This window comes from Streptomyces sp. NPDC058662 (assembly GCF_042716255.1).
In the GTDB taxonomy this organism is placed as follows: Bacteria; Actinomycetota; Actinomycetes; order Streptomycetales; family Streptomycetaceae; genus Streptomyces.
Genome location: NZ_JBHXRU010000072.1, coordinates 1 through 23,250 on the forward strand (window position 1 = coordinate 1; position 23,250 = coordinate 23,250).

11 protein-coding genes and 1 tRNA gene are annotated in these 23,250 nt (G+C 73.5%); 8 read left to right on the forward strand and 4 right to left on the reverse strand.

Annotation, left to right across the window (positions count from 1 at the left end):
• Positions 1-173 precede the first annotated feature (173 nt).
• Positions 174-908: a GPP34 family phosphoprotein gene (locus tag ACFWUQ_RS22620; protein ID WP_384540837.1), complete on the reverse strand. Its 735-nt coding sequence runs from the start codon at positions 906-908 to the stop codon at positions 174-176.
• A 172-nt stretch (positions 909-1,080) separates the two neighbouring features.
• Between ACFWUQ_RS22620 and ACFWUQ_RS22625 the strand changes: the two genes are divergently transcribed.
• From ACFWUQ_RS22625 to ACFWUQ_RS22635, 3 genes are all read left to right on the forward strand, one after another.
• Positions 1,081-3,897, forward strand: a complete 2,817-nt coding sequence (locus tag ACFWUQ_RS22625; RefSeq protein WP_384540876.1) for a hypothetical protein — start codon at positions 1,081-1,083, stop codon at positions 3,895-3,897.
• Between the two features lie 223 nt (positions 3,898-4,120).
• A complete protein-coding gene (locus ACFWUQ_RS22630; RefSeq protein ID WP_384540840.1) occupies positions 4,121-6,097 on the forward strand; it encodes an MFS transporter in 1,977 nt (658 codons plus the stop codon).
• Positions 6,098-6,205: 108 nt separating this feature from the next.
• Positions 6,206-6,415, forward strand: a complete 210-nt coding sequence (locus ACFWUQ_RS22635) for a hypothetical protein (protein ID WP_384540843.1) — start codon at positions 6,206-6,208, stop codon at positions 6,413-6,415.
• A 133-nt stretch (positions 6,416-6,548) separates the two neighbouring features.
• Here ACFWUQ_RS22635 and ACFWUQ_RS22640 read toward each other — a convergent pair whose 3' ends face one another.
• Both ACFWUQ_RS22640 and ACFWUQ_RS22645 read right to left on the reverse strand, forming a co-directional pair.
• A complete protein-coding gene (locus tag ACFWUQ_RS22640; RefSeq protein WP_384540845.1) occupies positions 6,549-7,391 on the reverse strand; it encodes a nitroreductase/quinone reductase family protein in 843 nt (280 codons plus the stop codon).
• A gap of 256 nt (positions 7,392-7,647) precedes the next feature.
• Positions 7,648-7,720, reverse strand: a tRNA-Arg gene (locus tag ACFWUQ_RS22645).
• A 256-nt stretch (positions 7,721-7,976) separates the two neighbouring features.
• Here ACFWUQ_RS22645 and ACFWUQ_RS22650 point away from each other — a divergent pair.
• A complete protein-coding gene (locus ACFWUQ_RS22650; protein WP_384540848.1) occupies positions 7,977-9,116 on the forward strand; it encodes an EcsC family protein in 1,140 nt (379 codons plus the stop codon).
• Between the two features lie 78 nt (positions 9,117-9,194).
• Here ACFWUQ_RS22650 and ACFWUQ_RS22655 read toward each other — a convergent pair whose 3' ends face one another.
• Positions 9,195-9,587 carry a molybdopterin-binding protein gene (locus tag ACFWUQ_RS22655; RefSeq protein WP_384540850.1) on the reverse strand — a complete coding sequence of 131 codons (393 nt, stop codon included), beginning with the start codon at positions 9,585-9,587 and terminating at the stop codon, positions 9,195-9,197.
• Positions 9,588-10,403: 816 nt separating this feature from the next.
• Between ACFWUQ_RS22655 and ACFWUQ_RS22660 the strand changes: the two genes are divergently transcribed.
• The 4 genes from ACFWUQ_RS22660 (at position 10,404) to ACFWUQ_RS22675 (ending at position 23,246) form a co-directional block, all read left to right on the forward strand.
• Positions 10,404-18,677 carry an amino acid adenylation domain-containing protein gene (locus ACFWUQ_RS22660; RefSeq protein WP_384540852.1) on the forward strand — a complete coding sequence of 2,758 codons (8,274 nt, stop codon included), beginning with the start codon at positions 10,404-10,406 and terminating at the stop codon, positions 18,675-18,677.
• Positions 18,674-20,374 (forward strand): thioester reductase domain-containing protein, encoded by a 1,701-nt coding sequence (locus tag ACFWUQ_RS22665; protein WP_384540855.1) that lies wholly within the window; start codon positions 18,674-18,676, stop codon positions 20,372-20,374. Before ACFWUQ_RS22660 ends, ACFWUQ_RS22665 begins: the two co-directional genes overlap by 4 nt.
• A gap of 60 nt (positions 20,375-20,434) precedes the next feature.
• On the forward strand, positions 20,435-21,628 hold the full coding sequence (locus ACFWUQ_RS22670) for a cytochrome P450 (RefSeq protein ID WP_384540858.1): 1,194 nt from the start codon (positions 20,435-20,437) through the stop codon (positions 21,626-21,628).
• A gap of 64 nt (positions 21,629-21,692) precedes the next feature.
• Entirely contained in the window at positions 21,693-23,246 is a 1,554-nt protein-coding gene (locus tag ACFWUQ_RS22675) for an acyltransferase domain-containing protein (protein ID WP_384540861.1), read from the forward strand.
• Positions 23,247-23,250 lie beyond the last annotated feature (4 nt).

Consider the following 23,250-nt stretch of genomic DNA (forward strand, 5'->3'; position numbering starts at 1 on the left):
GACGGGACCGGCGAACCGGCCCCGTCACCCCGCGCGCTGGCGGCTCCCGGGCCGGGTCCTCGGGGACCCCGGCCACGGCGATGGCGGTGCGATGGAGCGGTGAGCGATGGATCGGTGGAGCGTGATCGGTGGAGCGGTGGAGCGGTGGAGCGGTGGAGCGGTGGATCGGTCGGTCAGTGCGCGGCCACGCGGGCCATCGCCCCGGTCCGGCGCGGTTGCAGCGGGACACCGCTCGCCGTGGCCCGGGCCGGCGGTGCCGGCGGGCGGTCACGGCGGGGCTGTACCGCCACACCGTTCTGGACGTCCATCACGGCGTGCGCCACGAGTCCGCCCATCGGGTCGTGCCGGATCAGGTCCCGCAGCCGGGACCTGGACGACCGCCCCTCGTTGCCGGGGTACAGGTGCTTGCCGAGTCCGACCGCGTGGGCCAGTGCGGCGAGCGCCGCGGTCCGCGGGTCCGGCGGTACGCCGGTGCGGATCGCACTGTCGAGCCGGGCACGGATCTCCCGACTGATCGCCGTGTCCGTCGCCTGGTAGCGAGTCGTCGGCAGCACCCCGCACATCTGTCCCGCGACGGCATGGACCATGCCGCAGCGCTCCAGGTGCGCGAGGTAAATCTGGCGGAGCCCCAACCGGGGTCCACCGATCCAGTGGACGGCCCGAACCGGGCTGCCGCGTCTGCGCAGCAGTTCCAGTGCGGAGTCCAGAGTCGGATCTCCTGTCGGCCGTGGCATCACCACGGCGATACGATCCCCGTCAGGGGCTATCCGTCCTGCCAGAGCCAGCTCCACTAGCTGTGCCCCGGCCAGGCCGAGGTCGAGCGACTGCGGCTGCGCCGTGGTACCCGTTGCCGGGTCCAGGGCGAGCAGTAGAAGCTCCTCCGGAATTGTTCTGCGGCTCCTGCCCATCCATGCCTCCCCGCGTGGATGAGTGACAGGGTGACGCCTCTCACATTCATCTGTCGAGAGCGCGTGGCCGGTTTGTGGCGGAACCCGCAGCTATGTCGTTCTCGTCCAGCACGGGGGCGATGCCCCCGAGACGGGACACTGTTAGACATTCGGACAGCCGGACGTGGCGGCGATGGAGGAGGAACTGGTGGCGGGCGAGTCCCCCGACAAGTCGGTTGATGAAGGAGCGCCGGGGGCGGCGCAGTCCTCCGCGGACCACGACCCGAGGCTCTCGGTGTTCCGCCCGAGGGAGCCGGAGGGCGGAGCCGCGCGGCCCCGCCCCGGTTCGGCCACGCCTGGCGCGGACGCCGGGGCGGCGACCCGGGCGGACGCGAGCGAGGCTGACGCGGGTGCGGCCGAGGCTGATGCGAGCGAGGCCGATGCGGCCGAGCGCGCGGCGGCTGAGTCGGGCGCGGCTGGACCCGGCGCGGCTGAGCCCCGGGCCGGCGCGGCCGGGGCTGACGCGGCTGAGTCCGAGGGGTCGTCCGATGCGGATGCGGATGCTGATGCGGCTGAGCCCGAGGCCGGCGCGTCCGGGTCCGTAGCGTCCGGGCCCGAGGCGTCCGAGCCGGAGGATTCCGGGGCTGTCGCGGCCGAGCCCGAGGGGGCGGCCGAGCGCGGCGAGGATGCCGACGGCGCCAGCGACGGCGCTGCCGACGCCGATGCCCGGCGGCGGGATCCGCTGCGCGAGGCGGTGGCGGCCTGGGTCGCCTCGGCCGAGGCCGGCGAGGACGCCGGCAAGGGGTCCGCCGCCGCGCCCGGTCCCGGCGTACGCGGCGCGGACACCGCGCAGCCCGCGGGTTCCGGTTCCGCCGTCGGGGGCGAGCCAGCCGAGGACGGCGCCACGGCGGTGTTCCGGGTGGCGAAGCCGGCCGCCGCATCGCCGGCGGAGGATTCCGTTTCGGCCTCCTCCGCCCCCAGCCCCTTGCCTTCGGCCGACGCCGACGCGGCCGCCTCCGAGAAGCCGGAGCGCGCCGCCGAGGAGCCCGCGAGCAGCGAGCGCACCGCTGTGTTCCGTACGGTCAAGCCGCCTTCCGCGCCGGCTGCCGAGGTGCCGAAGCCGTCCGCCGGGGAGCCGGCCGACAGCGAGCGGACCGCCGTCTTCCGGGCCTTCAAGCCGGATGCCGTGCCGGCCGGAGAGGATTCCGGTTCCAGCCGGTCGCGGCCGACCGCCACCGAGCCGGCCGACAGCGAGCGCACGGCGGTGTTCCGGGCCTTCACGCCGGCGTCCGGTTCCGCGGCCCCTTCCGCTTCCGCGCCGGCGGGCACTCCGGCTCCGGGGGGAGCGTCCTCCGCGCCGGGGAAGTCGCCCGTCGCCCGTCCGGCCGCCGGGACCGCTTCCGGTGCCGGCGCCGCCCCTGAGCGGACCGAGTCGGCCGCCGCGGAGCGCGCGGCGTCCGCCGGGTCCGCCGACAGCGAGCGCACGGCGGTCTTCCGCGCGGTCCGGCCCGATGCCGCGCCGCCGAAGGCCAGTACCTTCGTACCGCTGCGTACGGACGACGCGGCTCCGAAGCCGGCCGAGGCGCCCGCCTCCCAGCCCGCGCCTGCTCCCGCGCCCGCCTCCGCCTCCCAGCCCGCGCCCGCCTCCACGCCGAGGACGGCCGCCACGCGCGGCCCGGCGCCGGCGGAGTCGCCCGAGCGGACCACCCAGCAGCCCCTGCCGCCGAAGCCGCCGCTCGACATGCTGGCGGACCTCACGAACAACCCGCCCCCGCCGCCGAGCCCGCTGCGTACCGCCGTCCGGCGGGTCAAGATCTACGCCCCGCTCGTCGTGCTCCTGGCCGTGGTCCTCGCCGTCGTGCAGCTGGTGCGCCCGCTGCCGGAGCCGAAGCTCGTCATGACCGCGAAGTCCTCGTACGCCTTCGCCGGCGCCAAGCCCGAGCTGCCCTGGCCCGCCGAGGGCCAGGCGTACATGGCGGCCGCCGGTCTGGGCACGCTCGGCCAGTCCGGCGAGCAGAAGCCCGTGCCGATCGCGAGCGTCACCAAGTCGATGACGGCGTACATCATCCTGCGCGACCACCCCATCAAGAAGGGTGAGCAGGGCGAGATGATCGATGTCGACAGGACGGCCGAGGCCGAGGGCAAGAAGAACAACTCGACCGACAACGAGTCGACCCTCGACACGGTCAAGGAGGGCGACAAGATCTCTGAGTACGACGCGATCGCCGCCCTGATGATCCCGTCGGCCAACAACATCGCCCGGCTGCTGGCGCGCTGGGACGCCGGTTCCCAGGAGGCGTTCGTCAAGAAGATGAACGACACCGCCAAGGAACTCGGCATGACCAAGACCACGTACACGGACCCCTCGGGTCTGGACGCGACGACGGTCAGCACCGCCGAGGACCAGGTCAAGCTGGGCCTGCGGCTGGTCGAGATGGAAACGCTGCTGGACATCACGAAGAAGACCAGCTGGGTGGACCCCTCCGGCAAGAACTGGCGGAACTGGAACGGCCTGACCGGCGCCACCGGCGCCCTCGGGATCAAGACCGGAACGACCACCAAGGCCGGCGGGAACCTCCTCTTCGCCGCCCAGAAGAAGATCGGCAACACCAACCAGCTGATCGTCGGAGCCGTCCTCGGCCAGCACAAGCCGCCGATCATCGACAGCGTGCTCGCCGAGAGCAAGCGGCTGATGCAGGCCACCCAGAAGGCCCTCGAAGGCGCCCCCGTCGTGAAGAAGGGCGATGTCGTCGGCTACGTGGACGACGGGCTCGGCGGCCGGACCCCGGTGGTCGCGACCGCCGACGTGCAGGCGGTCGGCTGGGGCGGTCTGACCGTCGCCGTCAAGCTGGCGGACGGCGGCGGCACGATGCCGCAGACGGCGAAGGCCGGTACCGAGGTCGGCGTGCTGACCGTCGGTGAGGGAGCCAGCCAGGTGAAGGTGCCGGTGGTGCTCCAGGGCGACCTCGCCGCGCCGGGCCTCGGCAGCAAGCTGACGCGCGTCGGCTGACCGTCGGTGAGAGCGTGGTTCCGGCGTCCCGGGCAACCCCGGGGCGCCGGAGCGCGTCTTGGCACGGGGGACGACACCCGCCGCTCGTACGTGCACCCGAACGACTGTGCGAATGCGACGGCGGGAGGACCGGTGCGGGTGTCGGTACGGATGCGCGGACGCCCGCGTGTGCGTGTGCGTGTGACGTCCACGGGTGTGGACTCGGGTGTTGGGGAGTACGGCAGTGACCACCGCTGAGCAGCAGAACCCGCGCCTCGGACCCCCTCCGTCGGCGGACGAGGGGGTGCCGGGGGTGCCAGGGGTGTCCGGGACGGCAGGAGTGTCCGGGGTGTCTGGGGCGTCCGGGGTGTCTGGGGCGTCCGGGGCGTCCGGGGTCCCTGGTGTCCCCGGTGTCCCCGGTGGGCGTCGCCCGGGGTCCGGCGCGGCGGGGCGGGTCCTCGACGCGGCCCGGCGGCACCCGGTGCTCGTGGCGACCGTCCTCGCCGGGCTGCTGCACGTCGTCTGGTTCTTCACCTTCGCCAACAGTGGCGGCGACCTCGCCGCGCAGGACGCCTGGGCCGAGTTCGTCGGACGCCATCCCGACTCGGCGTACAACCTCGCCTGGTACGGCGGCATGCACCCCGTCTCGTACAGCGTGGTCTCGCCCTACCTCATGCACGTGCTGGGCGTCCGGACCACGATGATGGTCGCGGGCACCGTCTCGGCCGGGCTGCTCGCGCTGATCCTCACCCGCTGCCGGGGGGCCGTCCGCGAGCCGCTGTGGCCCGCCCTCGCCGGGGTCTTCGGACTGTTCTGCAACGCCCTGTCGGGCCGCGTCACCTTCGGCCTCGGTGTGCTGTTCGCCCTCGGTGCGGTCGCCGCCGTCTTCTGCTGGCCCCGCAAATGGGCCGAGCGGCGCTGGGCGAAGGCCGCCGCGGCGGCCCCGCTGGCGGGCCTCGCGACGGCCTCCAGCCCGGTCGCCGGGCTGTTCCTCGGGGTGGTCGCCGCCGCGCTGTTCCTGAGCCGGCGGCGCCCGGGGGCGTACGCCCTGGGGCTGGCGCCGGTGGCCGTGGTCGGGCTGTCGGCCTGGCTTTTCCCCTTCTCCGGGACCCAGCCGATGCGGCTCGGCTCGGCGGCGCTGCCGTTCGCGGCCGCGGTCGCGGTGCTGGTGCTCGTACCGAGGAAGTGGAAGACCGTCCGCATCGCCGCCGGCGTCTACGCCCTGGGCGTGTTCCTGACCTGGGCCGTCGACTCGCAGGTCGGCTCGAACGTGACCCGGCTGGCCATGCTGTTCGGCGGCGCCGTGCTGATCGCCGCCCTCCCCTACGCGGCACCGCGCTCGCGGCGCTGGTACGCCCTGGTGCTGGCCTTCGCCGGGGTGAACCTGTGGATCACCACCAACAGCATCACGGACATCGTCCGCACCACCCCGGTCGCGGCCTGGAACCGGGAGCTGGCCCCGCTGGTCGACCAGCTGCAGAAGGCGGGCGCCGAGCGCGGCCGCGTCGAGGTGGTGCCGGCCAGCAGCCACCGGGAGTCCTCGGCCTTCCCCTCGTACGTCAACCTGGCCCGCGGCTGGAACCGGCAGGCGGACCTGGAGCGGAACCCGCTCTTCTACGACGACACCCTCACCGCCGAGACGTACCGCGACTGGCTCAACCGCTGGGCGGTGCACTACGTCGTCCTGCCCGCCGACACACCCGACGAGGGCGGGAAGGACGAGGCCAAGCTGGTGCGGGAGGGGGAGCTGCCCTACCTCCAGCAGGTGTGGGGCGACAAGAACTGGCAGCTCTTCAAGGTGCACCGGCCGACCGACCTGGTGGCCGGGCCGGCGAGCGTGGTGCGCGCGAGCGCCGACCAGCTGGTGGTGGACGTCAAGGAGCCCGGCCGGGTGCTGGTGCGGATCCCGCACTCGCCGTGGCTGGGGCTGGTGGACGGGGCGGGCAAGGCGGTGCCGCCGCCGCAGGAGACCTTCGCGTCGAAGGCGCGGAGCGGCGGCGGGGGCGGGAGCGCGCTCCCGAAGGAGTACGCGAACACGGCCGGCTGCCTGTTCAAGGCCGCTCCCGACGCGGCGGGCGACGTGTGGACGGAGCTGCTGGTCGCGGCGCCGGGGGAGTACCGAGTGGCGGCGAAGTACCAGCTGCCGCGCGGGACGCCCTGCCCGGAGGAGCTGATCCACCAGGTGCTGGGGGCGCCGGAGCGGCCGGCACCGGACGCGTAGCGTCCTTGATCCGAAATTCTTTACGTCCGGTCCGGGTGCGTTGGTCCGTATATCTGCATACGATCCGAGTAGTCCGATTGGGTGCTTCCCGAGGGAGTTGACGACGGGATGAGCAAAGAGCAGAGGCATGACGTCCAGGCGGCCATCGCGAAGGCGCAGGACCAGTTCCAGGTCCAGGTGCCGCGCGCGCAGGGGCACGGCTTCGAGGGTCCGGTGCGGAGCAAGGTGAAGGGCGGAGCGCACACGAAGGCGGACCTCAAGCGGGCCGGCACTCCACAGGGCGACCGCATCGGCGAACGCAGCCGGGGCCTGAGCTGACCCGAGTCCGAGCTGATCCGAGTCCGAAGCTGATCCGTGGCGCCGCGTGGCTCGTGCCCGTCGCTGGGACCACGGGCGTCGGGCCCGGGGCGGGACCGGCCCGGTCGGCCGGCCCGCCCCGGAGTCCCGCGTGTCACCCCTCCAGCGCCCGCAGCACGGGCAGCAACTGATCCTCCTCGTGGTCGAGATGGGCCTCCAGCTCCCGGCTCAGCCGCTCCACCCGCTCACTGAGACCGGCCCCGGGCCCGTCCAGCGCCCGTACCAACTCCTCCTTGAGCCCCGCGATGACCTCGTGCTCGGCCGCGATGCGCCGGAAGAACTCCCCCATGCCGGGGTGCTGCCGCTCCAGGTAGGGGAACATCCCGGCGTCCTCGCTCCGGTGGTGGAACTCCAGCGTGTGGCAGAACGCCAGGCAGTGCTGCCGCAGTTGCAGCGTGAGCGCCGCGGGCGCGGCGCCGCCGCGGGCCGCCTCCTCGCGTACCAGGGCCAGCTGGGCCCGCAGCCAGCCGTGGACGTCGAGCAGCTTCCCCGCGATCCCGGGCTCCCCGGAGTCGACCTCGTGGGTGCGCTGGAGCGCCACGACGGGAAGCACCCGCGCGGTCCGCTCCTGGTACTCCCCGTACCCCGGCTCCTCGCGTACGACGCGGGCGAACAGCTCCTCCCGCAGCGCCCCTTGGGCGGGCACGGCGACGGCCTCGTACTCCTGGGTCCCGGTCTCGACCTGGACGAGGGGGAGGGCGAGCAGGTTGTGGTACCAGGCGGGGTGCCGGTCCGCCCCGGCGGCGGACGCGACGACGAGCAGCTGGGACCCGTCGCCGCGGACGAACCCGAGCGGGACGGTGTGCGGCTTCCCGGACCGGGCGCCGGTGGTGGTGAGCAGGATCAGCTCGGAGCCCTCGAAGGGCCCGCCGACCCGCCCGGCGTTGGCCCGGAACTCGGCGATGACGGATGCGTTGAATTCAGCGAACGATGACACGGAGTGTGGGTTCCTCACGGTGTGTGCGTGCGATGGCAGCGAGACAACCGCGGGAGATCACCCGTAACCGGTGGCGTGGAAGCCCATGATCCCGGCCCTTCAAACAAGTGCCCGCCCAACCACCGCCCGGCCCACATCTCAGTGAACGGCGTCACGCGACACCCCCCCATCCTAACCACGCCCGGACCGCGCCCACATGGGCCGGGAACGGCGAGAGGCCCCCCGTCCTCGTGAACGGGGGGCCTCTCGCGGTCTGTGCCCTCGGCAGGATTCGAACCTGCGACACCGGCTTTAGGAGAGCCGTGCTCTATCCCCTGAGCTACGAAGGCGGGGATTCGGGTCCCGGGCGTGTGGGCCCGCTGATCCGGTGGTGTGCCAGTGGACTGGAACGCCGCCGTCAGTGTAGCGGGTGAGGGTGCGCAGGTGAGGGGTTACCCCGCCTGGTGCGGGGAGGGCGGTCACGGGTCGTGGATCGGGCGGCCGCCCACCCGCGCGGCCGGCCGCTTTGGGCCGGCTGCCGGGGGGCGGGGCCTGGAGTGCGCCATTCCGGCATCGCGCGGCGGGCGGGGCCAGTACGGTCGCGGCATGGCTACCCCCTCGGAGTACGAGCTTGCGGCATGGCGTGACGTCGAACGGTTCCAGGGCCGACCGCTGTCGCGAACGGTGAGGAACGCCGGCGAGCAAGTGGCCACCGGCGCCGCGGAGATCGGCAAGCGTGCCACGAAGTACCTGGAGAACCACCCGCGGGCGCAATCCGCGGTTTCGCGCGGCCAGGGAATCGTTGCCAAGGGCGCTCACAAGGTCAGCGCCGGGGCCCGCGGAGCCGCCGACGCGCTCCCGGACTGGAGCGGTACCGCCTTCCAGTCGGTGCGGCAGACGGTGGGCCGGGTCTCGCGCGCGGGACTGTCCTCCAAGCGCACGGTGGCGCTCCACCAGAAGCGGGGGCACGACGTGGCGTCCCTGTCCGACCTGCGCCGCCTCGACCTCCAGCAGATCGACGCCGTGCGCGGACGAACGGCGAGCTGGTACTACCCGGCCGCCGCGGCGCTCTCGGGAGCGGGCGCGGGGCTTGCGATCTCCGGAGGGCAGCTCGTCACCGTCGCCTCCGCCGGCGCTGCGGCAGCGCCCTCGGGAGGTGCGATCGTGGGCGCTTTCGCAGCCGATGCCGCAGTCGTCCTCGCACTCGCCTCCCGCTCCGTCGGGCAGATCTCGCTGCTCTACGGCTACGACCCCGAGGAGCCGGGCGAGAAGCTCTTCGTGATGTCCGTCGTCAATGCCGGGACGGCCACGTCGGCCACGGCCAAGGCCGCCGCGCTGGCCGACATCTCCCGGCTGACGCAAGCCCTCGTCCGCGGTCAGACGTGGGCGGTCCTCAACGACGCGGTGGTCACCAAGGTCTCCGCCCAGTTCGCGAAGGCCTTCGGCTTCCGCCTGACCAAGAAGGGGCTCGGCAAAGCCGTACCCGCGTTCGGGATCATCGTCGGGGGCACGCTCAACTGGACCACGCTGGAAGGGATCGTCGACGCCGCCGACACGGCGTACCGGCGGCGGTTCCTTCTGGACAAGTATCCGCATCTCGGTGACGGGGAAGCGGACGGATTCGCTCCCGAAGCAGGCGCGGACGCCGCGGGCGGGGCGGACGGCCCGGACGACGCCGACGACGCGGACGAGGCGATCAGCGTGCTGGGCGAGCTCGCCGACGCGGGCGGCCCCGACCTGCGGTGAACCGGGGCGGGACCCGGGCGCTACGCCTGCGTCGCCGTAGCGGCGATGGCGGCCGGTTCCCGGGGGGTCCGCGGGGGGTCAGTGCCGGTCGATGTGGACGCTGGTGGACTTCACGCGGGCCGTGGCGCGCATGCCGACCTCCAGGCCGAGTTCCTCGACCGCCTCGCGGGTCAGCAGGGACACCACCCGGTGCGGGCCGGCCTGGATCTCGACCTGCGCCGCGACGTCGCCGAGGGTGATGGCGGTGACGATGCCGGGGAAGGCGTTGCGCGCGGAGGTGCGCGGGACGTCCTCGCCCTCGGCGCCCTCCCGCGCGGCGGCCACGCAGAACGCGGCGAGATCGGGTCCCGCGACCATCCGGCGGTTGCCGTCCCGGTGGGTCGGGAAGCGGTCCGCGTCCGCCCATCGGCGGGCGGTGTCGACGCTGACGCCCAGCAGCTGGGCGGCCTGTCCGATGGTGTAGGACTCCATGCGCCCCACCCTAAGCGCGGTGCTCCCGCTGACCCGCCGCCGTCGGCAGGTCCGCCCTTCACCGCCCGAAGGTTCCGTTTCGGCCGATGTGTCATTCCCACGCCGATTCGTGCGCGCGGGCGGTACCGGAAGCTCCGGGTCTGCCGGTAATCGTCCCGAGCTGCCGCTAAACCATCCGCCGAAAAGATCTGCCCCTGTCGCGGGGCCGTCTATGGGATACCTCGGGACTGCGGGGTTTCGGCCAACCGTGGTGGCCAATAGGACAACTCTCTGGCGATTTCTCGACGATCTCGAAGCTCACCTGCCGTGATGCTGTGGGGACTCAGGGCGATGGAACAGGCGTCCGGCAGCCGCATATGTGTGAAACACAATCAGAGGGACGCCAATCAGCAGTAAAGAAGAGGTAAAGATCGGCGGGTTCCGAGGCGTCGGCGCCGTGGGGGCGACTGTTGACATCCTCGCCCGCTGTCTATGTGATGTTGCCGGACTGACTGGCTCAATGCCGAGCCGGAAACCATGGTCTTTTCGACCTGCCAACTGCCTGGGGGGGCCTACATGTTGAGCAAGGTCGCTGCGTAAAGCAGTTGACGGGGGCACTATCTGCGGGATATCCGCACGGGCGCGTTGTGATGTCGCGTTCCGGCTGTTTTTCACGGGCTCGCGCATTGCTCGACGGCGCTCGGGCTCCGTGGCGTGCGGCCTTTTTGTGGCGTTGTCTCATATCGCGGACGATTCATCGTCCGGCGAGCGCACGCCCATGTCCAAGAACCAAAAGAGGGGTGAACTGTGAGTGCCTTCGCTGGGAATCGCTTTCCCTTGTCCGCCGCGCAGCAGGGAATCTGGATCGCGCACCAGATGGATACCGGCGGGGCGCTCCACAACTTCGGCGGCTACGTCGAGATCCGCGGCCGTGTCGACGACGGGCTGCTCGCCGAGGCCGTGCGCCGCGCCGTGGCCGAGGCCGACGCGCTGAGGGTGGTGTTCCGCGAGGACGGCGACGGCGTCCCCTGGCAGTTCCTGCCCGAGGACACCGCCGCCGAGGACGCCGCCGCCGAGACCGGCAGCGCCGAGGACACCGCCGCCCCACACCCCGGCGCCGCCCTGCGGACCGTGGACCTGCGCGACGAGCCCAACGCCCGCCGCGCGGCCGAGCGCTGGATGGCGGCCGACCTGGCCACTCCCGTCGACCTGCTGTCCGGGCCGCTGTTCGCGCACGCCCTGCTGCGCATCGCACCGGACCACTGCCTGTTCTACTTCCGCTACCACCACATCGTGCTGGACGGATACGGCCAGGTCGTCCACTGGCGCCGGCTCGCCGAGATCTACTCCGCCCTCGCCGAGGGCCGCCCGGCCCGGCCCCGGCTCTCCGGCTCGCTCGCCGACCTGCTGGCCGAGGAGCGCGAGTACCGCGCGTCCGGCCAGTACGCCGACGACGAGGCGTACTGGCTCGCCGGCTCCGCCGGCCAGGCCGGCCCGCTGACCCTCGCGGACCGGGCCGCCGACCCCGCCGCGCCGCCCGGACTGCGTACCGAGCCCCTCGTACGCGTCGCCGGGGCCGGTGCGGCGGCCGCGAGCCACGGCACGCACTGGTCGCCCGTGGCGCTCGCCGCGACCGCCGCCTACCTGCACCGGGTCACGCAGCGCGAGGACGTCGTGATCGGCCTGCCGGTCCGCGCCCGCACCACCCGGACCGCCCTGACCACGCCCGGCATGCTGGCCAACGTCCTGCCCCTGCGCCTGACCGTGCGCTCCGACATGGAGTTCGGCGAGCTGGTCCAGCAGGTGTCCGCCAAGGTCAGCGAGCTGCTGGCGCGCCAGCGCTACCGGGGCGAGGAGCTCCACCGGCAGCTGCGCCGCCCCGGCGGCGATGTCGACGGCGCCTCCGCCGACACCCCCGGCGTGCTCGTCAACGTCGTCACCTTCGACGGCGAGATCGCCTTCGGCGGTCTGCGCGGCACCGTGCACCAGCTGCCCTCCGGCCCGGTCCGCGACGTGCTCGTCGAGTTCTTCGGCGGCAACGACGGCAGCGACCTGCGCGTCGCCTTCGACGGCAACCCGGAGCTGCACGACCCCGCCGCGCTCGCCGGCCACCGCCGCCGCTTCGCCGCGTTCTTCGAGGCCGTGACCCGCTCCGGCCCCGGCACCACCATCGGCCGTACGGAGCTGCTCACCTCCCAGGAACGGGCCAGGCTGCTGGGCGGCGCGGCCCCGTACGTACGGGACTACGACCTCGAACGGACCCTGCACCAGCTCGTCGAGGAGCAGGCCGCGCGGACCCCGGACGCGGTCGCCGCCACGGTCGAGGGAGCCTCCCTGCGCTACCGGGAGCTCGTCGACCGGTCCCGCGCGCTCGCCGCCCACCTGCGGGCCCGGGGCGTCGTCGCCGGGGACGTCGTGGGCGTGCACGGCGAACGCTCACTGGACCTGGTCGTCTCGCTCCTCGCCGTCCTGTCGGCGGGCGCCGCGTACCTGCCGCTCGACCCCGAACTCCCCGCCTCCAGACTCGCCTTCCAGATCGAGGACTCGGCCGCCCGCGTTGTGCTGAGCCGCTCGGACCTGGCCCCGGCGCTCGCCGGCACCGCCGCCGAGGTCGTCGCCGTGGACCGTACGCTGCCCGGGCTGCCCGCCGCGGGTCCGCTGCCGGACCGCGCCGGCCCCGGCGACACCGCGTACGTCATCTACACCTCCGGCTCCACCGGCCGCCCCAAGGGCGTCGCCGTCCCGCACCGGGGCGTGGTGAACCGCCTGCTGTGGATGCAGGAGGAGTACGGGCTGCAGGCCCACGACCGGGTGCTCCAGAAGACGCCGTTCACCTTCGACGTCTCGGTGTGGGAGTTCTTCTGGCCGCTGCTCACCGGAGCCTCCCTGCACCTCGCCGCGCCCGGCGCGCAGCGCGACCCGAGGGCGCTCGCGGACGCCGTCCGCGACCACGGCATCAGCACCGTGCACTTCGTACCGTCCATGCTCGACCTGTTCCTCGCCGAACCGGCCGCCGCCCCGCTGCCCGGGCTGCGCCGGGTCGTGTGCAGCGGCGAGGCCCTGCGCCCCGAGACGGTCGGCCGCTTCTTCGAGGTCTACGGCACGAACGCCGCGGAGGGGGCCGGCGCCCCCGGCCTGTACAACCTGTACGGGCCCACGGAGGCGTCCATCGACGTCACCCACTGGCAGTGCCGCCCCGAGGACGCCGCCGGCCCGGTCCCGATCGGCCGTCCCGTGGCCAACACCGGCCTGTACGTCCTGGACGCGGCCGGCCGGCCGCTGCCCTTCGGCGTCCCGGGCGAGCTGTACATCGGCGGCGTCCAGGTCGCGACCGGGTACGTCAACCGGCCCGACCTGACCGAGCGGAGCTTCGTACCCAACCCCTTCGGCCCCGGCCGGCTCTACCGCACCGGCGACCTGGCCGTACTGCGCGAGGACGGGGTCCTGCTCTACCGGGGCCGCCTCGACCACCAGGTGAAGGTGCACGGCTTCCGCATCGAGCCCGGCGAGATCGAGTCCGTGCTGCTGAGCCACCCCGCCGTGGCCCGGGCCGCCGTCACCGCGCCGCAGGACGAGGCCGGACAGCGCCGGCTCGTCGCCCACGTGGTGGCCGAGGGCGCCCCGGTCCCCGACGCCGAGCTCGCGGACTGGTTGCGCGAGCGCCTGCCCGCGTACATGGTCCCCGCGCACTACACCCGGCTCGACGCCCTCCCGCTGCTGCCGAACGGCAAGCTCGACACCAAGGCGCTGCCGCTGCCGCTGCCCGGAGGGCGCCCGGCCGAGGCCGCCCGGCCCGCCACCGCCGTGGAGCAGCTGCTCCTCGACGCGTGGGGCGCGGTCCTGGGGTCGGCCGCGGCCGGCATCGACGACTCCTTCTTCGCCCTCGGCGGCGACTCCATGCACGCGATCCGGGTCCGCGCCGAACTGGAGCGCCACGGCCACACCTTCGACGTGGCCGAGCTCTTCCGGGACCCCTCCGTCCGCGAACTGGCCCGCCACGTACGCCCCCTCGCCGACGCGGACCCCGCCGGCCGCACCGAGCCGTTCGCGCTGCTCAGCGCGGCGGACCGGGCCCTGCTCCCGGACGGCCTGGACGACGCGTACCCGCTCAGCGCCATGCAGGCCGGCATGCTCTTCCACGCCGCTTTCGCCGACGACTCCTCCGTCTACCGGGTCGTGACCTCCGTACGGGTCGCGGGCGCCCTGGACCTCGGCGCGGTGCGCGCCGCCGTCCAGGACACCTTCCGCCGGCACCCCTCACTGCGCTGCTCCTTCGACCTGGCGCGCTACTCCGAGCCGCTCCAGCTCGTCCACCGCGAGGCCACCGCGCCGGTGGACCTCGCCGAGGACCTCACGGCGCTGTCCGAGGAGGGCCGCCGCCAAGCCGTCGAGGACTGGGTGGAGCGCGCCAAGTTCACCCACTTCGACCCCGAGTCGGCCCCGCTGCTGAAGTTCGCGGTCCACCCCTGCGGCCCCGAGGCCTTCCAGCTGTCCGTGATCGAGCACCACGTCGTCCTCGACGGCTGGAGCGACATGCGGATGCTGGAGGAGATCGTCGACCACTACCGGGCCCGTCGCGCCGGGACGCGGCTCGCGCTGCCCGCGGTGGCGTCCACGTACCGCGACTTCGTCGCCGCCGAGCGCGCCGCGCTCGCCTCCGAGGAGTCCCGGGCGTACTGGACCGAGCTGCTGGCCGGCGTCGAGCACACCCCGCTGGCGGCCCGCACCCCGGCCGACGGTTCGCCGGCCGGCGCCTCCGTCGTCAACCAGCGCTACGACGTCCCGCTGAGCGCCGCCACCGCCGACGCGCTGCGGGCGCTGGCCCGGCGCGAGGGCCTGCCGCTCAAGTCCCTGCTCGCCACCGCGCACCTCGCGGTCCTGCGGCTGGTCGGCGGCGGCGACGAGGTACTCACCGGAGTCGTCGCCAACGGCCGCCTTGAGGAGGCCGGCGGCGACGAGAGCATCGGCGTCTTCCTCAACACCCTGCCGCTGCGCCTGGACCTGTCGGGGGCCACCCTCGTGGAGACCGCGCGCCGCGTGTTCGACCACGAGCGCCGCTCCATGGCCCACCGCCGCTACCCGTACGCGCAGATGCAGCACGACGCCGGCGAGGCCCTGCGCCTGGACAGCTACGTCAACTTCATGGACTTCCACCTCGACGGCGGGCGCGGCGCGGCCGGTGCCGGGTCCGCCGCCGACGGGGCGATGACGTTGACCGTGGGCGTCGCCGAGACCAACTACCCGCTGGCCGTGAACTTCCTGGTCGAGCCGGAGCGGGGCGACCTCCAGCTCTGGCTGGACTGCGACCTCGCCGTCCTGCCCGAGGAGTTCTGCGACCGCCTCGCGGGCTACTACGAGCAGGCCCTGCTCGCCGTGGCCCTGCGGCCGCAGTCCCCGGCCGCTGCGGACCTGCGGGGCGAGGCGGAGCGGGCGCGCCTCGCGCGGTGGAACGACACCGCCGTGCCGTACGACGAGGCCGCCACCGTGCACCGGCTCTTCGAGGAGCGGGCCCGCTCCCACCCGGACGCCGTCGCCCTCGCCCACCGCGACGAGGAGGTCGGCTACGGGGAACTGGAGGCGCGCGCCAACCGGCTGGCCCACCACCTGGCCGCGCTGGGCGTCGTACGCGGGGACCTGGTCGGCGTCAGCCTGCGCCGGGGCGCCGACCTGGTCGTGGCCCTGCTCGCCGTGATGAAGGCGGGCGCCGCGTACGTACCGATGGACCCGTCCTTCCCGCGCGGCCGGCTGGAGGACATCGCCACCGACGCCGCCATCAGCTGCCTGGTCAAGGGGCCTGGTGCGCCCGCCGGGATCACCGCTCCCCGCGTGGTCGACGTCCTGGACGACGCCGCGGCCGTGGCGGCGCGGCCCGGCACGCCCCCGGCTCCGGCGCACGCGACGACCGGCGAGGACCCGGCGTACGTCATCTACACCTCCGGTTCCACCGGCAGGCCCAAGGGCACGGAGATCCGCCACCGCAACGCCGTCAACTTCTTCGCCGGCATGGACGAGCGGGTGGGCTGCGGACCGCAGGACGTCGTGCTCGCGGTCACCAGCGTCTCCTTCGACATCTCCGTCCTCGAACTGCTGTGGCCGCTGACCCGCGGCGCGAAGGTCGTCGTCGCCGGCGAGCGTGTGATCAACAACCTGGTCCAGCAGGGCGACGCCGCCGAACAGCCCGTCGGCTTCAGCCTCTTCTTCTTCGCGGCCTCCGCCGGACTGTCCAACCAGGAGGGCTACCGGCTCGTGGTCGACGCCGCCAAGTTCGCGGACCGGCACGGCTTCGAGGCCGTCTGGACGCCCGAGCGGCACTTCAACGCCTTCGGCGGCCTCTACCCCAACCCGTCGGTGATGTCGGCCGCGCTGGCCACCGTCACCGACCGGATCGCCCTGCGCTCCGGCAGCGTGGTGGCGCCCCTGCACGACACGGTCCGCATCGCCGAGGAGTGGTCGCTCGTCGACAACCTCTCCAACGGCCGCGTGGGCCTGGCCTTCGCCGCGGGCTGGAACTCCAACGACTTCGTGCTCCGGCCGGACGGCTTCGCGGACCGCAAGCAGCGGATGAGCGAGCAGATCGAGGAGTTCCGCACACTGTGGCGCGGCGGCAGCGTCCCCCGCACCGGCGGCAGCGGCGAGACCGTCGACGTACGGATCTTCCCGGCGCCCGTCCAGGCGGAGCCGCCGATCTGGTTGACCTCCGTCGGCACCGTGCAGACGTTCCAGAAGGCCGGCGCCTCCGGTGCCAACCTGCTCACCCACCTGCTGGGCCAGGCCCCCGCCGACCTGGCGGAGAAGATCAAGGCCTACCGGCTGGCGCGGCAGGAAGCGGGCCACGAGGGCCCCGGCCAGGTCACCGTCATGGTGCACACCTTCATGTCGGACGACACCGAGTACGCCCGCAAGCGGGCCCGCGCGCCGTTCCGCGACTACCTGCTGAGCTCCACCGAACTGTGGCGCACCATGTTCGCCACCACCGGCCAGGACTTCCCGGAGATGGACGCGGAGGAGCAGCTCGAAGCCGTCGTCGACCTCGCCATCGACCGGTACTTCGAGACGTCCGGCCTGTTCGGGTCGCCCGAGGCCTGCGCCGAGCTGGTCCGCTCGCTCGCCGCGGCGGGCGTGGACGAGGTGGCCTGCCTCGTCGACTTCGGTGTCGCCCCCGACGAGGTACTGGAGTCCCTCACCTGGGTCGACAAGCTCCGCGACGCGCATCAGGAGGAGGTCGCCGAGAACCGCCACTCCCTCGCCGAGCTGTGCCGCCGCCACCGCGTCACCCTGCTCCAGGGCACCCCGTCGCTGCTGACCGCCGTGGCGGCCGAGCCTGCCGCGCTGGAGTCGCTGCGCGAGCTGCGCGCCTTGCTCATCGGCGGCGAGGCGTTCCCCTCGGGTCTCGCGCAGCGGCTCCTCGGGGCCCTGCCCGACGTGGGGGTCTTCAACATGTACGGCCCGACGGAGACCACCATCTGGTCCACCGTGCACCGCCTGGACCGGCAGCGCGACGCCGACGCCGGCAACATCTCCATCGGCCGCCCGATCGCGAACACCACCGTGCGCGTCGTCGACGCGCACGGCCACGAGGTGCCGATCGGCGTCTCGGGCGAACTGTGGATCGGCGGCGCCGGCGTCGCCGCCCGCTACATCGGCCGCCCGGACCTCACCGCGGAGCGGTTCGTGCGGGCCCCGGGAGGCGGCCGGTTCTACCGGACCGGTGACCGGGCGCGCTGGCGCGCCGACGGCAGCATCGAGTTCCTCGGCCGGGTCGACCGGCAGGTCAAGATCCTCGGCCACCGGGTCGAGCCGGACGAGGTCGAGAGCGTCATCTCCCGCCACCCCCAGCTCGACGCCGTCGCCGTGACCGCCGTGGAAGGCGTGAACGGCGCGGAGCTCGTCGCCTACGTCTCGCCCGCCGCCTCCCTGGGCGACACCTCCGTGCAGGAGGCGCACGTACGCCGCTGGAGCGAGGTGTGGGAGGGGGCGTACACGGCTTCCGGGGAGGACAGCGGGGAGCCGTCGGAGTTCGCCGGCTGGCTCAGCAGCTACACGGGCGAGCCGATCCCCGAGGCGGAGATGCGGGAGTGGCTCGCGTACACCGTGGAGCGCGTACGGGCTCTGGAGCCGACCGCCGTGGCGGACGTCGGCGTCGGCGTCGGCCTGGTCCTGCGGTCCCTGGCCGAGGAGGTCGAGGAGTACCACGGCCTGGACATCTCCGAGGCGGCGCTGCGCAAGGCCGCCGCCTGCCTGGGCCCGGGGCGGCCGCTGCCGGACCACGTACGGCTGCGGCGGTCCGGGCCCGAGTACCTCGCGGACCTCGCACCCGGCAGCCTGGACACCGTCGTCGTCAACTCCGTCGCGCAGTACTTCCCCGGCACGGACTACCTGCGCACCGTCCTCGGCGACGCGGTGCGCGCGGTCCGGCCGGGAGGCGCCGTCTTCATCGGCGACGTCCGCGCGGTGGAGCTGCTGCCGCAGTTCCACACCGCCGTGCAGCTGCACCGCTCCGGGATGCTGAGCACCGCCGAGGAGATCAGGTCCGCGATCGCCAGGCAGTCCCAGGAGGAGCGCGAACTGTGCCTCTCCCCGGCCTTCTTCCGGGAGTTCGCGGCCGAGCACGAGGCCGTCGCCGAGGTGCGCGTCGAACTCAAGCGGGGCCGGGCCGACAACGAGCTGACCGGCTTCCGCTACGACGTGACGCTGCTCGTCACGGACGGCGCCGCCCCGGCCGCGGCCGAGCCGGATTCCGCGGGCGTCCGGACGGCCTGGAGCGCGCTCCCCGACGGCCTGGAGTCCCTGCGCGGGCGCCTGGCCGAGGAGGGCGGCCCGCTCACCGTCACCGGCATCCCCAACCAGCGGCTCGCCCGCCCCACCGCCGCCGTCCGGGCGCTCGCCGCCCTCGACGGGAACGCCACCGCCTGGGACCTCGAACGGGTCCTGTGGGAGGTGGACGAGGAGGCGGGCGTGCACCCCGAGGACATCGTCGCGCTGGCCGCGCGGTCGGACCGGACGGTCCGCACCCTCGTCGGCCGGGACGGCCGCCTGGACCTCTTCGACGCGGTGTTCGCCCCCGCCGCCCCCGCCGCTGCCGCCCCCGCCAACCCCGAGGACCGCGCATGAGCACGAACCGCCAGCTGGCCAACGACCCGCTCACCTCGTCCTGGGCGGCGGGACTGCGCTCCACCCTGCGCGCCTACGCCCGTACCCACCTGCCCGAGGCCATGGTCCCGGCGCACTTCGTCGTGCTCCCGGAACTGCCCAAGCTGCCCAACGGCAAGGTGGACCGCTCCGCGCTCCCCGCGCTGACCGGCGACGAGCCCGCCGCCACCGCCTACGTCGCCCCGCGCAACGCGGTGGAGACCCAGCTCGCCAGGATCTGGCAGGACCTGCTGGGCCTGTCGAAGGTCGGCGTCGAGACCAGCTTCTTCGAGCTCGGCGGCGACTCGCTCTCCGTGCTCCAGATGTCCTCGCAGGTCCGCGAGGTCTACGACGTCCGCCTCGACCTGCGCCGGATGTTCGAGGACCCGACCGTCGCCCAGCTCGCCCGCATGGTCACCTCGGAGGCCGACCCCTCGGTCACCGGAGCGGGCAACCCGCGCGGCGTCTCCGACGAGGAGCTCCTCGCGGACGCGGTGCTGCCCGAGGACATCGTCCCCGAGCCGGGCGCGCTCCCGCCGTCGACGACCCCCTACCGGACGGTCCTGCTCACCGGCGGTACCGGCTACACCGGCGCCTTCCTGCTGCGCGAGCTGCTGGACCGCTCGACGGCCCGGGTGTACGTACTCGTCCGCGCCGACGGCCCCGAGCAGGCCGGCGAGCGGGTCCGGGCCACGCTCTCCGAGTACGGCCTGCTCCGCGACGGCGACGCGGAACGCGTCACCGGTGTCCCCGGGGACACCGGGCGGCCGTACTTCGGGCTGCGCCGGGCCGTGTACGAGGAGCTCGCGGCGGAGGTGGAGATGATCATCCACAATGCCGCGGTCTCCAGCTGGATCACGCCCTACCAGCAGATCAAGCCCGTCAACGTCTTCGGGGCGCTCGAAGTGCTCCGGCTCGCCTGCAAGACGCGGGTCAAGCCCGTGCACTTCATCTCCACCATCGGCGTCTACCCCGTGCACCTGCGGGGCGAGCAGGTCTGGGAGGAGAAGGCGCTCGTCAGCCCGCAGGACGTGACCGGCGGCTACCGGCAGTCCAAGTGGGTCGCCGACAGCCTGATGACGGCCGCGCGCGAACGCGGCGTCCCCACGCACGTCTACCGGCCGGGCGCGATCACCGGCTCGCAGGTGACCGGCGCCTGCTCCACCGACACCTTCATCAACCACCTCGTCAAGGGCTGCGTCCAGCTCGGCGCCTGCCTCGACTACGACCTGCTGCTCGACCTGGTGCCCGTGGACTACTGCGCGGCCTCCGTCGTGCACAGCGCGCTCGGCGGGATCCGGGACGAGATCGTGCACAACCTGCCCAGCGCGAACGCGATGAACATGAACGACCTCTTCGACCTGGTCATCGCCTACGGCTACCCGATCCGCCGACTCGACTACCGGGACTGGTACCGCGAGCTGATCGCGGCGATCGAACGCGGCGAGGAGAACGAACTCGCGCCCTACCTCCCGCTGTTCGGCGTGGACCAGCCCGCCGAGGAGGTCGGCTACGAGGGCAGCCTGCCGGTCTTCGACACCGCCAACCTGCGCGCGGCCCTCGCCGGATCGGGCATCGAGGCCAAGCCCGTCGACGGCGCGCTCTTCGACATCTACCTGGACTACTTCGTCGAGACCGGCTTCCTGCCGCCTCCGCCCGGCCGCGCCGCCGGGTCCTGAGCCCGGCCCGCCGCCCGCACCCCCGCCCGTACGTCCCTCACCGCCCGTGGAGAGCCCGCCATGACCACAGCCGCGATACCCGACTTCCCGATGCCGAGGGCCCACCCCCTCGACCCGCCGCCCGCCTACCGCGAGCTCACCGCCGACCGCTCCGTCTTCCGGGTGCGGATGCCCGACGGCCAGCTCGTGTGGATGGTCACCAGCCACGAGGACGTCCGGAACGTCCTGACCGACGTGCGTTTCAGCTCGGACCCCCAGACCCCCGGCTACCCCTCGTACATCGCGGGCGACGGCCCGCTGCCCGCCGGGTTCTTCCTCTACCAGGACCCGCCGGACCACACCCGCCTGCGCCGCCTCGTCACCCGCGACTTCATGATCAGCCAGATGGAGGCGCACCGGCCCCGGATGGAGAGCATCCTGGACGGGCTCGTCGACCGGATGGTCAGCGGCGGCAACGAGGCCGACCTCATCCGCGAGCTGGCCCTGCCGATGGCCGCGACGGTCATGTGCGAGCTGCTCAACGTGCCGTACGAGGACCACGCCGTCTTCGTCCCGCTCGCCGACACCATCCTGGACCGCAGCAGCACCCCCGAGCAGTCGGTGGCCGCCGCGATCGGACTGATGGGCTACTTCGACCAGCTCGTCACCGCCAAGGAGCAGAACCCGACCGACGACATGCTGGGCAAGCTCGTCGCGCACGAGGAGGCGGGCAAGCTCACCCACGACGAGTTCGTCGGCATGGCCGCCGTGATCCTGCTGTCCGGCTACGACACCCTCGTCCAGACCATCGGCCTCGGGGTGGCCACCCTGCTCGAACACCCCGACCAGCTGGAGGACCTCAAGGCGGACCCGGCGCTGTTCCCGACCGCCGTCGAGGAACTGCTGCGCTACCTCTCGATCAACCACGCCGGGCTGCCGCGCGCCGCGACCGAGGACATCGAGGTCGGCGGCGAGGTGATCCACAAGGGCGAGGGCGTGCTGGTCATGCTCAACACCGCGAACCGCGACGGGTCCGTGTTCGAGGACCCGGACGCCTTCAACATCCACCGCGAGGCACCCCAGCGCCACGTCGCGTTCGGGCACGGCTTCCACAAGTGCATCGGACTCACCCTCGCCCGGGTCGAGCTGTCGGCCGTCTTCGCGGGGCTGTTCAAGCGGCTGCCCACGCTCCGGCTGGCCGAGTCGCTCGAAGACCTGCCGTTCCGCCACGACATGGTCATCTACGGCGTCCGCCGGCTGCCCGTGACCTGGTGACCACCCGCCCCTGCGACTGACCCCGACACGCGAGCGAGAACGAGAACGAGGACGAGGACGAGGGATGAAGACAGCGGTTGACACGGTATTTCTCCTGCCGGGACAGGGTGCGTACACCCCGGGCATCCTCGCGGCCGAGGCCGACTCGCCCGCGGTGGCCGAGGTGCTGCGCACGGTCGACCGGGTGGCCGGGGAGTTCGGGCGCGGCGGGGTCCGCGGCCTGCTGACCGACCCCGGGTCCCCGAGCGCCGCCGAGCTCGTACGGACGGACTCCTTCGCGCTCCAGCTCGCCGTGTTCGCCGCGGCGGTGGCCTGTGCCCGGCTGGCCGAGGAACGGCAGACCCCCGACGTCCTGGTCGGGCACAGCATGGGGGAGATCGCCGCCCTGACCCTGGCCGGCGCCTTCGACACGGCCGACGGCGCCCGGCTGGTGTGCCACCGGTCCGAGGCGCTCCTCGCGCACTGCCCGCAGGGCGGCGCGATGGCCGCGCTGGAGCTCCCCGCCGGGAGCGCCGCCCACCTGGTGGGCGCGGCGGCCGTGCCGGGCCTCGCGGTGGCGGTGTCCAACGCGCCGCGGCAGACGGTGGTGTCGGGGCCGGAGGAGGCGGTGGGAACCGTGATGCGGCTGACCGAGGCGCTGGGCGCCCGGGCCACCCGCCTCAACGCACCCTTCCCCTTCCACAGCCCGCTGCTGGGCGCCGCCGCGCAGGCGTTCGGGGAGGCGATCGCCGGGCTCGCGCAGCGGCCGCTGCGCCGGACGGTGTACTCGCCGGTGGCCGAGGGGTACCTGAGCGACGCCACGGACCTCAAGGCCCTGCTCGTACGCCAGCTGACCGCGCCCGTCCGCTTCCTGGCGGCGGTACGGGAACTGCACGCGGCCGGGGCGAGCCGGTTCGTGGAGTGCGGGAGGGCCGGGCTGTCGGGGCTGGTCCTGCGCTCCGTACCGGACGTGGCCGCCGAGCCGACGGTGCGGGCGGCGAGGCGAGCCGGGGCGGCCCCCGCCCCTGCCGTTGTCCCCGCGCCTGTGCCCGCCGCTGTCCCGGTGGTGGACGCGGCGGGGGTGCTGGAGGAGTTGCGCCAGTTGTACGCGACGACGCTGGGGTATCCGGCGGAGGCGATCACGGGGGACGCGGATCTGGAGGCGGATCTGGGGATCGACTCGTTGAAGCGGGCGGAGATGCTCGGCAAGGTCGCCGCTCATTTCGGCCTGCGGGACTCGGCCGCCGACGGCCGGTTCATCGTCCAGCCCACCCTCGCTGAACTGGCCGAACTGGTGGCCACCGCCCTGGGCGAGCAGTCGGGTGGCCCCGCCCCCGCCCCCGCCGTTGTCCCCGCGCCTGTGCCCGCCGCTGTCCCGGTGGTGGACGCGGCGGGGGTGCTGGAGGAGTTGCGCCAGTTGTACGCGACGACGCTGGGGTATCCGGCGGAGGCGATCACGGGGGACGCGGATCTGGAGGCGGATCTGGGGATCGACTCGTTGAAGCGGGCGGAGATGCTCGGCAAGGTCGCCGCCCATTTCGGCCTGCGGGACTCGGCCGCCGACGGCCGGTTCATCGTCCAGCCCACCCTCGCCGAACTGGCCGAGCTGGTGGCCGAGGCGCAGACCGCCGCGCGCTGACCGA

Bases quoted from the DNA above. Each gene is read 5' to 3' on its own strand.
- ACFWUQ_RS22620 (WP_384540837.1), bottom strand. From the start codon at position 908: ATGGGCAGGAGCCGCAGAACAATTCCGGAGGAGCTTCTACTGCTCGCC.
- ACFWUQ_RS22625 (WP_384540876.1), top strand. From the start codon at position 1,081: ATGGAGGAGGAACTGGTGGCGGGCGAGTCCCCCGACAAGTCGGTTGAT.
- ACFWUQ_RS22635 (WP_384540843.1), top strand. From the start codon at position 6,206: ATGAGCAAAGAGCAGAGGCATGACGTCCAGGCGGCCATCGCGAAGGCG.
- ACFWUQ_RS22650 (WP_384540848.1), top strand. From the start codon at position 7,977: ATGGCTACCCCCTCGGAGTACGAGCTTGCGGCATGGCGTGACGTCGAA.
- ACFWUQ_RS22655 (WP_384540850.1), bottom strand. From the start codon at position 9,587: ATGGAGTCCTACACCATCGGACAGGCCGCCCAGCTGCTGGGCGTCAGC.
- ACFWUQ_RS22665 (WP_384540855.1), top strand. From the start codon at position 18,674: ATGAGCACGAACCGCCAGCTGGCCAACGACCCGCTCACCTCGTCCTGG.
- ACFWUQ_RS22670 (WP_384540858.1), top strand. From the start codon at position 20,435: ATGACCACAGCCGCGATACCCGACTTCCCGATGCCGAGGGCCCACCCC.
- ACFWUQ_RS22675 (WP_384540861.1), top strand. From the start codon at position 21,693: ATGAAGACAGCGGTTGACACGGTATTTCTCCTGCCGGGACAGGGTGCG.